The 12,820-nt window shown below is 70.3% G+C and carries 11 protein-coding genes; 4 read left to right on the top strand and 7 right to left on the bottom strand.

Annotation, left to right across the window (positions count from 1 at the left end):
- Positions 1 to 31: 31 nt before the first annotated feature.
- Positions 32 to 298, bottom strand: a complete 267-nt coding sequence (locus ABZT04_RS16460) for a protealysin inhibitor emfourin (RefSeq protein WP_356056961.1) — start codon at positions 296 to 298, stop codon at positions 32 to 34.
- 20 nt (positions 299 to 318) lie between these two features.
- Entirely contained in the window at positions 319 to 1,386 is a 1,068-nt protein-coding gene (locus ABZT04_RS16455) for a M4 family metallopeptidase (RefSeq protein ID WP_356056960.1), read from the bottom strand.
- A 301-nt stretch (positions 1,387 to 1,687) separates the two neighbouring features.
- Here ABZT04_RS16455 and leuA point away from each other — a divergent pair, with 301 nt between their 5' ends.
- From leuA to ABZT04_RS16440, 3 genes are all read left to right on the top strand, one after another.
- On the top strand, positions 1,688 to 3,418 hold the full coding sequence (leuA, locus tag ABZT04_RS16450; RefSeq protein WP_356056959.1) for a 2-isopropylmalate synthase: 1,731 nt from the start codon (positions 1,688 to 1,690) through the stop codon (positions 3,416 to 3,418).
- 196 nt (positions 3,419 to 3,614) lie between these two features.
- Positions 3,615 to 4,319: a TerB family tellurite resistance protein gene (locus ABZT04_RS16445; RefSeq protein WP_356056958.1), complete on the top strand. Its 705-nt coding sequence runs from the start codon at positions 3,615 to 3,617 to the stop codon at positions 4,317 to 4,319.
- Between the two features lie 264 nt (positions 4,320 to 4,583).
- The gene (locus ABZT04_RS16440) at positions 4,584 to 5,780 is read left to right on the top strand and encodes a sialidase family protein (protein WP_356056957.1); all 1,197 of its coding nucleotides are present in this window, start codon (positions 4,584 to 4,586) and stop codon (positions 5,778 to 5,780) included.
- A 20-nt stretch (positions 5,781 to 5,800) separates the two neighbouring features.
- Here ABZT04_RS16440 and ABZT04_RS16435 read toward each other — a convergent pair whose 3' ends face one another.
- A complete protein-coding gene (locus ABZT04_RS16435; RefSeq protein WP_356056956.1) occupies positions 5,801 to 7,243 on the bottom strand; it encodes an aldehyde dehydrogenase in 1,443 nt (480 codons plus the stop codon).
- Positions 7,244 to 7,428: 185 nt separating this feature from the next.
- Between ABZT04_RS16435 and ABZT04_RS16430 the strand changes: the two genes are divergently transcribed.
- On the top strand, positions 7,429 to 7,914 hold the full coding sequence (locus tag ABZT04_RS16430) for a TetR family transcriptional regulator (RefSeq protein WP_356057254.1): 486 nt from the start codon (positions 7,429 to 7,431) through the stop codon (positions 7,912 to 7,914).
- A 3-nt stretch (positions 7,915 to 7,917) separates the two neighbouring features.
- On the opposite strand, the gene ABZT04_RS16425 is transcribed toward ABZT04_RS16430, so the two are convergent.
- From ABZT04_RS16425 to ABZT04_RS16410, 4 genes are read right to left on the bottom strand one after another with little or no spacing between them, the layout of a single operon-like run.
- Complete coding sequence (locus ABZT04_RS16425; protein ID WP_356056955.1) at positions 7,918 to 8,853, bottom strand: dihydrodipicolinate synthase family protein; 936 nt, start codon at positions 8,851 to 8,853, stop codon at positions 7,918 to 7,920.
- Positions 8,850 to 9,869: an ABC transporter ATP-binding protein gene (locus tag ABZT04_RS16420; RefSeq protein WP_356056954.1), complete on the bottom strand. Its 1,020-nt coding sequence runs from the start codon at positions 9,867 to 9,869 to the stop codon at positions 8,850 to 8,852. The genes ABZT04_RS16425 and ABZT04_RS16420 overlap by 4 nt, the downstream gene beginning before the upstream one ends.
- Positions 9,866 to 11,854 (bottom strand): dipeptide/oligopeptide/nickel ABC transporter permease/ATP-binding protein, encoded by a 1,989-nt coding sequence (locus ABZT04_RS16415; RefSeq protein WP_356056953.1) that lies wholly within the window; start codon positions 11,852 to 11,854, stop codon positions 9,866 to 9,868. Before ABZT04_RS16415 ends, ABZT04_RS16420 begins: the two co-directional genes overlap by 4 nt.
- Positions 11,854 to 12,813 (bottom strand): ABC transporter permease, encoded by a 960-nt coding sequence (locus ABZT04_RS16410; protein ID WP_356056952.1) that lies wholly within the window; start codon positions 12,811 to 12,813, stop codon positions 11,854 to 11,856. The genes ABZT04_RS16415 and ABZT04_RS16410 overlap by 1 nt, the downstream gene beginning before the upstream one ends.
- Positions 12,814 to 12,820 lie beyond the last annotated feature (7 nt).

The raw sequence follows: 12,820 nt of genomic DNA, 5'->3' as shown, positions 1-12,820 counted from the left end.
CAAGCAGTTACGCCCACCCCTCGACACCTGCTTACGCACCTTCCTTCAACACCCTTGAGATCAGTGTCCGTTGCTCCTCCGTAAGCCGGGGATCGGCCGCGTGCACGGTCGTCCCGTCCACCGTGATCTCGTAGTGGAAGCCGTCGGGGACTCCCGTCACGGGCGCGCCCCGGCCGGACGTGATCGCGTTCTCGGCCAGGGCGTGCCACTCATGGGCATCTGGTCGGCCCGAGGTGTCCACCTCGCCCTGCCGTTCGGTGCCGCCGAACCCACCCGTGCGCCGCACATGAATACGCATGGGTCATCTCTAGTACGGAATTACGTGATCTGCACCCCGACCTGTTCCCACGCCTTCGCCACGGCCTGCAACTCCTCGCCGCCGTCCCCGAACCGGGTCTTCGCGGCGGCGACGGTGAGCTTGGCGAAGTCGGCGAACAGCGCGTCCTGCTTGAGCGCGCCGCCGGTCAGCACGTCGTACCAGATCTGTCCGGCCTTCTCCCAGGCGTGCCCGCCGAGCGCGTCGGCGACCAGGTAGAAGGCGTGGTTGGGGATGCCGGAGTTGATGTGCACGCCGCCGTTGTCGCTGCCGGTGTTCACGAAGTCGTCCATCGTCGCGGGCTGCGGGTCCTTGCCGAGGGCGTCGTCGTCGTAGGCCGTGCCGGGCGCCTTCATGGAGCGCAGGGCGACGCCGGAGACGCGCGGGGCGAGCAGGCCCGCGCCGATCAGCCAGTCGGCATCGGCGGCGGTCTGGCCGAGTGTGTACTGCTTGATGAGCGAGCCGAAGACATCGGAGATCGACTCGTTCAGGGCGCCGGACTGGCCGAAATAGGTCAGGTTCGCGCTGTACTGCGTGACGCCGTGGGTGAGTTCGTGGCCGATGACGTCGACCGGGATGGTGAAGTCGAGGAACAGCTCGCCGTCGCCGTCGCCGAACACCATCTGCTCGCCGTTCCAGAACGCGTTGTCATACTTCACGTCGTAGTGGACGGACGCGTTGAGCGGCAGGCCCTGGCCGTCGATGGAGTGGCGGTTGAAGGCGTTGAGGTAGAGCTCGAAGGTGGCGCCGAGGCCCGCGTAGGCGCGGTTGACGGTCGCGTCCTTGCCGGATTCGGAGCCCTCGGCGCGGACCTTCTTTCCGGGCAGGTCCTGCTTGTGCTTCGCGTCGTAGATCGTGCGCCGCGGCTTGTCGGTCTCGGTGGGCGCGGCGACGGCCGGTGCGCCGATGACGGTGGTCAGCCGGCGGTGGGTGCGCTCGTAGGCGTCGCGCTGAAGGGTCTCGCGGGCGGGACCGGAGACCGCGGGGTCCTCGTGCCGGGCGAGCTTGTCGAGGACATGCGGCGGGACGATCGTGCAGAAGACGGGCTCGAAGCCCCCGTGAGTCGTCATGCCCGGCAGATTGGCACTGAGTCCTGTGACTGTCACTACCGGCAACCATGATTGGTGAAATACGGGGACAATCATCACAGTGCGGTAGCGGAGAGTGGTATACAGCCGCGAATGTCCCGCATAGTGATACAGCCCCCCGCACGGCGCACGACTCGGCTAGTCTGCTGGACATCATGCGTTTCGGGCTGCTTCTCCTTAGCTGCCGCGGCGAGGGCCTGTAGTCGAGGCCGACCCCCTCCCCGCGGAGTCTGGCGTTGCGCCGTCGGCCGTCCTTCAGGACACCACGAGGAGCCCACGCATCATGGCCCACAGCGCCAATCGCCAGCAGCCCAGTTCCATGCCGATCCACAAGTACGGCCAGTACGAGCAGGTCGACATCCCCGACCGCACCTGGCCCCAGCAGCGGATCACCGTCGCCCCCCGCTGGCTCTCCACCGACCTGCGGGACGGCAACCAGGCCCTGATCGACCCCATGTCGCCCGCCCGCAAGCGCGCGATGTTCGACCTGCTGGTCAAGATGGGCTACAAGGAGATCGAGGTCGGTTTCCCGGCGTCGGGCCAGACGGACTTCGACTTCGTACGGTCGATCATCGAGGACGAGGACGCGATCCCGGACGACGTCACGATCTCCGTGCTGACGCAGGCCCGCGAGGACCTGATCGAGCGGACCGTGGAGTCCCTGAAGGGCGCCAAGCGCGCCACCCTGCACCTCTACAACGCGACCGCGCCCGTCTTCCGCCGGGTGGTCTTCCGCGGCTCCAAGGACGACATCAAGCAGATCGCCGTCGACGGCACCCGCCTGGTCATGGAGTACGCCGAGAAACTGCTGGGCCCCGAGACCGAGTTCGGCTACCAGTACAGCCCCGAGATCTTCACCGACACCGAGCTGGACTTCGCGCTGGAGGTCTGCGAGGCGGTCATGGACGTCTGGCAGCCGGGTCCCGGTCGCGAGATCATCCTCAACCTGCCTGCCACGGTGGAGCGTTCGACCCCGTCCACGCACGCCGACCGCTTCGAGTGGATGGGCCGCCACCTGTCCCGCCGCGAGCACGTCGTCCTCTCCATCCACCCGCACAACGACCGCGGCACGGCCGTAGCCGCCGCAGAACTGGCGCTGATGGCCGGCGCCGACCGCGTCGAGGGCTGCCTGTTCGGACAGGGCGAGCGCACCGGCAACGTCGACCTGGTCACCCTGGGCATGAACCTGTTCTCGCAGGGCGTCGACCCGCAGATCGACTTCTCCGACATCGACGAGATCCGTCGTACGTGGGAGTACTGCAACCAGATGGAGGTCCACCCGCGCCACCCGTACGTGGGCGACCTGGTCTACACGTCCTTCTCCGGCTCCCACCAGGACGCCATCAAGAAGGGCTTCGACGCCATGGAGGCCGACGCCGCCGCCAAGGGCGTCACCGTCGACGACATCGAGTGGGCCGTCCCGTACCTGCCGATCGACCCGAAGGACGTCGGCCGCTCCTACGAGGCCGTCATCCGCGTCAACTCGCAGTCCGGCAAGGGCGGCATCGCGTACGTTCTGAAGAACGACCACAAGCTGGACCTGCCGCGCCGGATGCAGATCGAGTTCTCCAAGCTGATCCAGGCCAAGACGGACGCCGAGGGCGGCGAGGTCACCGGCGCCGACATCTGGTCGGTGTTCCAGGACGAGTACCTGCCGAATGCGGACAACCCCTGGGGCCGTATCCAGGTGAAGACCGGCCAGTCGACCACCGACACCGACGGCGTGGACACGCTCAAGGTGGAGGCCACCGTCGACGGCGTCGACACCGTCCTGACCGGCTCCGGCAACGGTCCGATCTCGGCCTTCTTCGACGCCCTGCAGTCCGTCGGCATCGACGTACGGCTCCTGGACTACCAGGAGCACACGATGAGCGAGGGCGCCTCCGCGCAGGCCGCCTCGTACATCGAGTGCGCGATCGGCGACAAGGTTCTGTGGGGAATCGGGATCGACGCGAATACGACACGTGCCTCACTGAAGGCGGTCGTCTCCGCCGTCAACCGCGCCACCCGCTGAACCAGCCTGACCGGCGGTTTACTCGCGCTCCAAGGGCCCCGCACGCCGATCTCCGGCGGGCGGGGCCCCGTCGTTTCCCGGCCATTCGATGTGCAGGTCACGAGCAGGTCTCGTCCGGGGTACTGACTCCGGCTCAACAATGTGGCTAACATCACGCCAGCGCGGCGATGTTGCCGCGGCGTTACGGAGGTGCGACGTGCTGCCAGAACGGGGACGAAACGGCCGAGTTGTCCATGAGGGCCGTGCGGCGCGCGTCCTGGGCATCCGTACCGCGTGGACCAGCGTCGGCGACGGCGAGTTCTTCTGCCCCGGATGCGGGGGCGACCGCAACTACCAGCGGCTCACCGGGCGCCGCCGCTTCACCGTGCTCGGCGTGCCCGTGCTGCCGCGCGGCGACACCGGCCCGGTCGTCGAGTGCGCCGCCTGCCAGGGCCACTACGGCACCGACGTCCTCGACCACCCCACCACGACCCGCTTCTCCGCGATGCTCCGCGACGCCGTCCACACGGTCGCCCTCGCGGTCCTCGCGGCCGGCGGCACCTGCGCCCGTACCTCCCTGGAGGCCGCCGCGGGCACCGTCCGCGCCGCCGGCTTCCAGGACTGCACCGAGGACCAGCTCGGCGCGCTCGTCGAGGCCCTGGCCGCCGACACCGGCCGCGTCTTCGGCGAACCCAGCGGCGCCGGACTCGCCATAGAGCTGCACGAGGCCCTCGACCCGCTCGCCCCGCACCTCGCCCCCGCGGGCCGCGAATCGATCCTGCTCCAGGGCGCCCGTATCGCGCTGGCCGACGGCCCCTACACACCGGCCGAACGCGACGCCCTCGCGACCGTCGGCGCGGCCCTCACCATCTGCGCGGACGACGTCACCCGACTGCTCGCGGCGGCACGCACCCCGTCGTAGACCCCGTACTCCGTCCGGCCGAACTCCGCGCCGCGATCCGCGCGGTGGTGCGGCGAGTGGTGCCCTGCCGGTTGCGTGCGGCCTCAACGTCCTTGATACGACGGTGGGTTGGGCCTCTGTGCGACAGCATGCCGACCGTGGCTCGTATGTGCCCGAGGTGCCGGCGGTGGCAGTCGTGTACGAGTCGGGGGCGGTGACTGAGGGGAGGCTGTGACGGCCAGGTCTGTGTCGCCCCGCGAAGGGCGACCTCCGTAAGGGAGCGCGATGACCATCCTGAGCCGCACGCTGCTCGTCACCGCCGTACTGGTCGCGCCGTTCACGGCCGGCACGGCGTCCGCCTCCGCGCACTCCGGCTGCACCTCCTCCGTGCCGTACGTCTCCGGGGACGGCGCCTACGACACCTACCGCATCCCGGCGACCGTCGTCACCGACCGGGGCACGGTCCTGGCCTTCGCCGAGGGACGGCACAACGACGCGGGCGACACCGGCAACATCGACGTCGTCCTCAGACGCTCCACCGACGGCGGCTGCACCTGGGGCCCGCTGTCCGTGGTGGCCGCCGGCGACGGGGACACCCGGGGCAACCCGGCCCCCGCGGTCGACCCCCGCACCGGCGCCGTCGTGCTCCTCACCTCCTACAACAGCGGTGCCGTGACCGAGGGCCAGATCATGCGGGGCGAGGTCACCCCGGAGCAGAGCCGCCGGGTGTTCGTCCAGCGGAGCTGGGACGACGGCCGCACCTTCACCCCGCCCAAGGACATCACCAGCGACGTGAAGCGGCCCGACTGGCGCTGGTACGCCACCGGCCCCGGCCACGCGGTCGCCCTCACCCGGGGCCCGCACACGGGACGGCTGATCGTCCCCGCCAATCACTCCGCCGCCCCGCCGGCCGGCTCGACCGACACCGGGCAGGAGGCCAAGTACTACGGCGGCCACGACCTGTACAGCGACGACGGGGGTGACACCTGGCGGCTCGGGTTCGTGGACTCCACGTACGACGGGGTCGAGAACGCGAACGAGTCGACCGCCGCCGAACTCCCCGACGGCAGGCTGTACTTCAGCTCACGGGACCAGCTCGGCACGAGTGCGGGCAACCGGCTCGACTCGTACTCCAGTGACGGGGGTGTGTCGCTCGACCGCCCCTACGCCGTGCAGCACACGCTGGACGACGTGCCGGTGGTGGAGGGGAGCGTGCTCCAACTGCCGGGCGCCGGTGGCCCGTTGCTGTTCTCGGCGCCGTCCGTGCCCACCGTCCGCCAGGCCATGGCGATCTGGCGGAGCAGGGACGCGGGCAAGAGCTTCACCAAGGTGCTCACGCTGTCGCAGCAGCGGGCGGGCTACTCCGACCTGGTGCGGGTGGGGCCGGACACGGTGGGGGTGCTGTACGAGACCGGGGCGACGGGGACGTACGACACGATCGAGTTCCGTCGGGTGGGTGCGGGCGCACTGGGCGGGGGCTGACCGCCCGGGCCGTCGCCGGGTCAGACGGTGATGGTCTTGTACTCGGTGTAGGTGCCGAGGCCGACCGTGCCGTACTCGCGACCGATGCCGCTGGCCTTGAAGCCGCCGAACGGCCCGTCGAAGGCGATCGAGGCACCGTTGACCGTGAGGGTGCCGGTGCGGATCCGGCGCGCCACCCGCAGGGCGTGGTCCTCGTCCGCGGACCAGATGCCGCCGGAGAGGCCGTACTCGGACTCGTTGGCGATGCGGACGGCGTCGTCCTCGTCGTCGTAGGCGATGACGACCAGGACCGGGCCGAAGATCTCCTCCTGGGCGATCCGCATGGAGTTGTCGACGTCGGCGAAGACGGTGGGCGTGACGTAGTTGCCCTTCTCCAGGCCCTCGGGGATCCGCGGGCCGCCGGTGACCAGACGGGCGCCCTCGTCGATGCCGAGCTGGATGTAGTCGCGGACGAGCCGCTGCTGGTCGGGGCGGATCATCGGGCCGATGAAGGTGTCGGGGTCGTTCGGGTCGCCCACCTTCAGCGACTCCACCAGCTCCTTCAGCGCGGTCACGACCTCCTCGTACTTCTCGCGCGGGGCCAGGACGCGGGTCTGCGCGATGCACGACTCGCCGTTGTTGAGCAGGGAGGCGAACTTCAGGCCCGCGACCGCCTTCTCGATGTCGGCGTCGGGCAGGATGACGGCCGCGGACTTGCCGCCCAGCTCCAGGCTGACGCGCTTGAGCTGCTCGCCCGCGATCGCCGCGATACGGCGTCCGGCGCGCGTCGAGCCGGTGAAGGCGATCTTGTCGATGCCCGGGTGCGAGACCAGGTGCTCGCTGGTCTCGCGGTCGGCCGGCAGCACGCTGATCACACCCTCGGGCAGGCCCGTCCGCTCCAGCAGTTCGGCCAGGAAACCCATGCTCAGCGAGTTCTCCGGGGACACCTTGAGGACCACGGGGTTGCCCGCGACCAGTGCCGGGATGATCTTCGTGGTGGCCGAGGAGAACGGCGAGTTCCACGGGATCACCGCCGCTACGACGCCGACCGCCTCCCGGCGGACCACGCTGCGCACGGGGGAGTCGGGGTCGGAGGGCGCGAGGGTCTCCTCCCAGCCGAACTCCTCCGCCGCCTTCAGATAGGCGTTGGCCTGGCGGCTCAGACCGGGTTGCCCCGCACGGGTGAACCATTCGGCCGAGCCGTTCTCCAGGGAGATCAGGTGCGCGATCTTCTCCGCGTTCTCCTCCCGCAGCGCGTTGAACGCGCGCAGGACCGCGATCCGTTCCCCGGGCGGGGTCAGCCGCCACTCGCCCGACTCGAAGGACACCCGTGCCGCGGCCACCGCGCGGTCGATGTCGGCGGGCCGGGCCTGGACGGCGCGGCCGATCACCGAGCGGTCGTGGGGCGAGGTGATGTCGAGTGGCTCGGGGTCGCTGGGCTCGACCCAGGAACCCGCGATGAAGAGTCGGTCGTAGGTGATCATGTGCGTTCCGCCCGCCGGGGTGCGTTATCGGATCTATCTGTCACTTCAATGTAGCACTTACTGAAGATAAGAGCGCATTGGTGAGGCGCTAGATGTCCCAGGTTCCACAAGTGAGGGTTAGGATCGACGCCGTGAGAGCCGACGCCGCACGCAACCTGGAAGCCGTCCTGACCACCGGGGCCCGTATGCTCGCCGCCGATCCCGGCGCGAGCATCGCCGCCATCGCCGCCGAGGCGGGCGTGGACCGGCGCACCGTCTACCGGCGCTTCGCCTCCCGCGAGGAACTCCTCGCGGTCATCTACGCGTCCCGCCTCACGGCCATCGAGCGGGCCATCGAGGACGCCCGGCTGCGCGAGGCCCCCGTGGCCGTCGCGCTGCACCGCTATGTCGAGAACATCATCACCGTCAACCGCACCTGGCCCGTCGACCTCGCCCGCATGCTCGCCGACGAGACCGTCCGCGAGCGCCGGGACGCGGCCGTCCGCGAGGTCGACGCCTTCCTGGAGCGGGCCACCGAGGAGGGTCTGCTACGTCCGGGACTGCCGAAGGGGTGGGCGAGCGCGCTGCTGCCCCAGCTCATGCACCTGGTATCCCGGCAACTGCCGGAGCTGGGCGCCGGGCAGGCCGCCGACATCGTCGTCGACACCCTGCTGCACGGTCTCGGGGAGTAGCGGTCACAGCAACCCGGCCGCCGCCAGGAACTTCCCCACCTGCCCCACCTCGTCGGCGGACAACGGCACTTGGGGCTCCGCGGTCGCCGCGCACTCGATGATCCCCCGCAGCTGCAGCGCCGCCTTGAACGCCCCCAGCGCCGACGAACTGCCGCCCATCCGCGCCGGGTCACCGACGCCGACCAGCCCGAACAGCGCGCACAGGCGCTCCTGTTCGGCCCGGGCGCGCTCCCAGTCCCCGGCCCGGCACAGCGCGTCGAGGCGGACGTACCCGTGCGGGTCGACGTTGGCGAGACCGGGCACCGCCCCGTCCGCGCCGAGCGCGAGCGCCGAGTCGACGAACACCTCGGAACCGGTCAGCACACTGAAGCCCGTGATGCCGGCGTTGGCCCGGGCGCCGGTGACGACCCTGCGGAAGTTGCCGAGATCGCCGCTGGAGTCCTTCAGGCCGGCGAGGACCCCTTCGGCGGCGAGTTCGAGGACGAGGTCGGCGGGCAGCTTGCTGTGTACGGAGGCGGGGAGGTCGTAGGCGACGACGGGGACCGATGACGCGGCGGCGACCAGGCGGTAGTGCCGGGCGATCTCGGCGGGATGGGTGCGGGTGTAGAAGGGCGCGGTGACCACGACCGCGTCCGCGCCGGCGTCCGTCACGGCGGTGACGTGGTCGCGCACCCGGGGTGTCGTCATGTCGATCGCCCCGGCCAGCACCGGGAGTTGACCGCCCATGTGGGCGACGACGGTCTCCACGATGTACCTGCGCTGCCGATCCGTCAGATACGCGGCCTCCGAGGTCGAGCCGAGCAGGAACAGCCCGTGCACCCCGGCGCCCACCAGATGGTCGACGAGCCCGAGGAGCGAGCGGACGTCCACCTCGCGGTCCGGTGTCAGGGGTGTGCAGACGGGCGGTACGACACCGGTCAGCGGGGCGGGGAAGGTCATGAAGGCTCCCTGGGGAGGCTCTGGCGAACGAGGTCGCGGGTGGAAAGGTCCTCCTCCACAGGATGGTGGCAGCGGTAGCGATGTTCCGGTGTCGACGCGGATGAAAAGTCCGGCATGACGGAAGCGCACACCTCGTCCGCCTTCCAGCACCGGGCACGGAACGGGCACCCGCTCGGCGGTCGCGTCGCCGACGGCACAGGACCGATCAGCGGGATCGGGTCGATGGGATGCAGCAGTCCGGGTGTCGCCGAGAACAGGGCCCGGGTGTACGGGTGCCTCGCCCGGTCGGTGACCTGGTCGGCCGGGGTCTCCTCGACGATCCGGCCCAGGTACATGGTGATCACACGGTCGCTCATCCGCCGTACGGTCTGGATGTCGTGGGACACGAACACCAGGGCCAGGCCGAGGCGTTCCTTCAGGTCGAGGAGGAGGTTGAGGATCTGGGCGCGGACCGAGACGTCCAGGGCGCTGGTCGGCTCGTCGGCGACCACGAGGTCGGGGTCGAGGGCCAACGCCCGTGCGATCGCGACGCGTTGGCGCTGGCCGCCGGAGAGCTGTCCCGGGAGGCCGTCCGCGAGGGCGCGGGGCAGGCCGACCAGGGACATCAACTCCCTTACCCGGTCCTCCCGTTCGGCCCGTGTGCCACGGCTGTGCACGTCGAGCGGGTCGCGCAGTATCTGGCGGATCGTCAGACGGCGGTTCAGGGCGGTCGACGGGTCCTGGAAGATCATGCCGATGCCGGTGCCCACGGCGGTTCGGCGTTCACCCGCCGGCATCGTCCACAGGTCGCGGCCCCGCACGGTCACCGTGCCGGAGGTCGGCCGCTGCACACCCACCAGCACCTTGGCCAGCGTGGACTTCCCGCAGCCGGACTCGCCGACCACGCCGACCGTCTCGCCGGGCGCGATGGTGAGATCGGCGCCGGTCAGGGCGTAGACCCGGTCGCGGGTGAACAGGCCGCCGCTGCGCGCCTTGTGGACGACATGGGCGTCGGACAGTTCGACCAGCGCGCTCATGACACCGTCTCGCTCTCCGTCGTCAGCAGGTCGATCGCCGGGTGGTGGCAGGCGGCCGTGTGGGTGCGCGGACCGACCAGGTCCGGTGCGGTCGTACGGCAGAGGTCGCCGGCCAGTGGGCAGCGGTCGGCGAAGCGGCAGCCGGCCGGGAAGTCGGCGGGGGAGGGGACGACACCCTTGATCTGGGTCATCCGCTCGGCCGCCGATTCCAGGGACAGCACGCTGCCGAGGAGGCCGCGCGTGTAGTGGTGGGCCGGTGACTCCACCAGGTCGGCGGTCACGCCCGTCTCCACGATCTGTCCGCCGTACATCACCACCACCCGGTCGGTGACGTCGGCGATCAGCGCCAGGTCGTGGGAGACGAGGACGAGCGCGAAGCCCAACTCCTCGCGCAGTCGCAGCAGTAGCTCTATGACCTGCGCCTGCACGGTGACGTCCAGGGCGGTCGTGGGTTCGTCGGCGACGATCAGCTTGGGGTCGCGGGAGAGGGCCATGGCGATCAGGACACGCTGGCGCTGGCCGCCGGAGAGTTCGTGCGGGTAGCTGCGCAGGGTGCGTTCGGGATCGAGGCCCACCATCGTCAGCAGCTCGCCCGCGCCCCGGTGGCCGCCGCGCCGTATCACCTGCTTGAGCTGGGCGCGGATGGTCATCGCCGGGTTCAGGGACGACAGCGCGTCCTGGTACACCATCGCCATCTCGTGGCCGAGCAGTTTGCGCCGGACGCGCATCGGCTCGCCCACCAACTGCCGCTGGCTGAACCGGACATGGCCGCGCACCCGGGCACCCTTGGGTTCCAGGCCCATCACCGCGAGCGCGGTCAGCGACTTGCCGCAGCCCGACTCGCCGACCAGGCCGAGGACTTCGCCCGGCCGCACCTCGAAGCTGATGCCGTCGACGATGTCCACGCCCTGGTGCCGGCCCTCGAAGCCGATGGCGAGGTTCTCGACCGCGAGCACCGGTTGCCCGTCGGGGTCGGGCAACGGCCGTGCGCGGGACCGGAGTCGGAGCGCCGCCTCGGTCAGGCCGGGCAGCGGGAGCACCTCGCCGCTGCCGGGCTCCGGGGCGCCGAGCGGGTCGTCGTCGTGCCGTACGTCCACCTCGCGCGGGGCGGGGGCCGCCCAGGCGTCGGAGACTCCCTCGGACAGTATGTTCAGCGACAGCACGGTGATCAGCATCAGCAGGCCGGGGAAGACGGTCGCCCACCAACCTCCGGTCAGCACCATGTTCTTGCCGTCCGCGATGACACTGCCCCAGGACGGGTCCGGGGGCCGTACGCCCGCGCCGATGAACGACAGCGACGCCTCGAAGACGATCGCCTCGGCGACCTGCACGGTGCAGAACACCAGGATCGGGGCAGCGCAGTTGACGGCCACGTGCCGGGCCACGATGTGCGGGGTGCGGGCGCCGATCACCCGCTCGGCGGTGACGTAGTCCTCGCCGTACTGGTCAAGTACGTTGGCCCGTACGACCCTTGCCACCGGTGGGGTGAACAGGAACGCGATGGCGCAGATCAGCACGGTGATCCCGCCGCCGAACACCGCGATCAGGACGGCGGCGAGCGCGATGCCGGGGAACGCCATCACCACGTCCAGGCAGCGCATCAGTGTCTCGTCCACGCCCTTGCGGGAGGTCGCGGCGACCGCGCCGATCAGCGCGCCGACGACGAGGGCCAGCGCGGTCGCCCCGAGGCCGATCGCGAGGGACCAACGGGCGCCGTACATCAGCCTGCTGAGGATGTCCCGGCCGAGGCTGTCCTGCCCCATCCAGTGGTCGGCGGACGGGTGCCCGGTGCCGTCGACGGGGAGCTGCTGGTCGAGCGGATCGTCGGGCGCGAGCAGCGGCGCGAAGAGGGCCACCAGGACCACGATCGCCAGGAAGCACACCGCGACCCTCGACAGCAGCGGCAGCCGTCGCCGGCCGCGCAGCCGGATGCCGGGCCGGGAGAGCGTCTCGGCGAGGCCCTTGCGGGAGAACTGAGTGAACATCAGGAAGCATCCCTCAGGCGCGGGTTGACCAGCAGATAGAGGATGTCGATGACCAGGTTCACCACGACGAACCCGGTCGCCGTCGTGAGCACCACGCCCTGGACGACGGCCGGATCGCCGTTCTGCACGGCGTCGATCATCAGCTTGCCCATCCCGGGGAGGGAGAAGATGGTCTCGATGACGACGGCGCCGCCGAGCAGGTAACCGACGCGCAGGCCCAGCACGGTGAGCGGGTTCATCAGCGCGTTGCGGAGCACGTTCCGGCCGACCACCACCCTCGGCGGCAGCCCGCTGCCGATCGCGGTCCGGACGTAGTCCTTGTCCAGCTCCTCGACCACCGACGTCCGTACGATGCGCGTGAGTTGGGCCGCCACCGGGAGGGACAGCGCGAGCGCGGGGAGCGCCATCGTCTTGAGCCAGCCGGTGAGGGAGTCCGCCGGGTTGATGTAGCCGCCGGTCGGGAACCAGCCCCGGTCGACGGCCAGGTACTGGATCATGAGCAGCGCCAGCCAGAAGCCGGGCGCGGCGACCCCGGTCAGCGACACGACCCGGATGATCTGGTCGGGCAGCCGGTCCCGGTAGATGGCCGCCGTCACCCCGCCGAGCAGCGACAGTACGACCGCGATCCCCAGGCCCAGAAAGGTGAGTTGGAGGGTCAGCGGCAGCGCGGTGGTGACCTGGTCGACGACCGGCGCGCGGGTCAGCGCGCTGGTGCCCATGTCGCCGTGGAGCAGCGAGCCCACGAAGTGGACGTAGCGCAGAGGCAGCGGATCGAGCAGGCCGTTCCGCTCGCGGAAGTCGTGCAGTTGCCGCGGGGTCGGGTTGGCGCCCTGGAAGAACGCCGACGCCGGGTCGACGTCCGAGAAGCGCATCACCACGAACACGAACAGCACGATGCCGAGCATCAGCGGCACGAGCAGGGCGACACGGCGGGCCAGAATCCTGACGACTGTGATCACGCCAACT

It is taken from the genome of Streptomyces sp. NPDC005492, from assembly GCF_040605995.1.
Lineage (GTDB): Bacteria > Actinomycetota > Actinomycetes > Streptomycetales > Streptomycetaceae > Streptomyces.
Note: the sequence above shows the minus strand (reverse complement) of the source record. Positions and strands in the feature narration are given on the sequence as shown.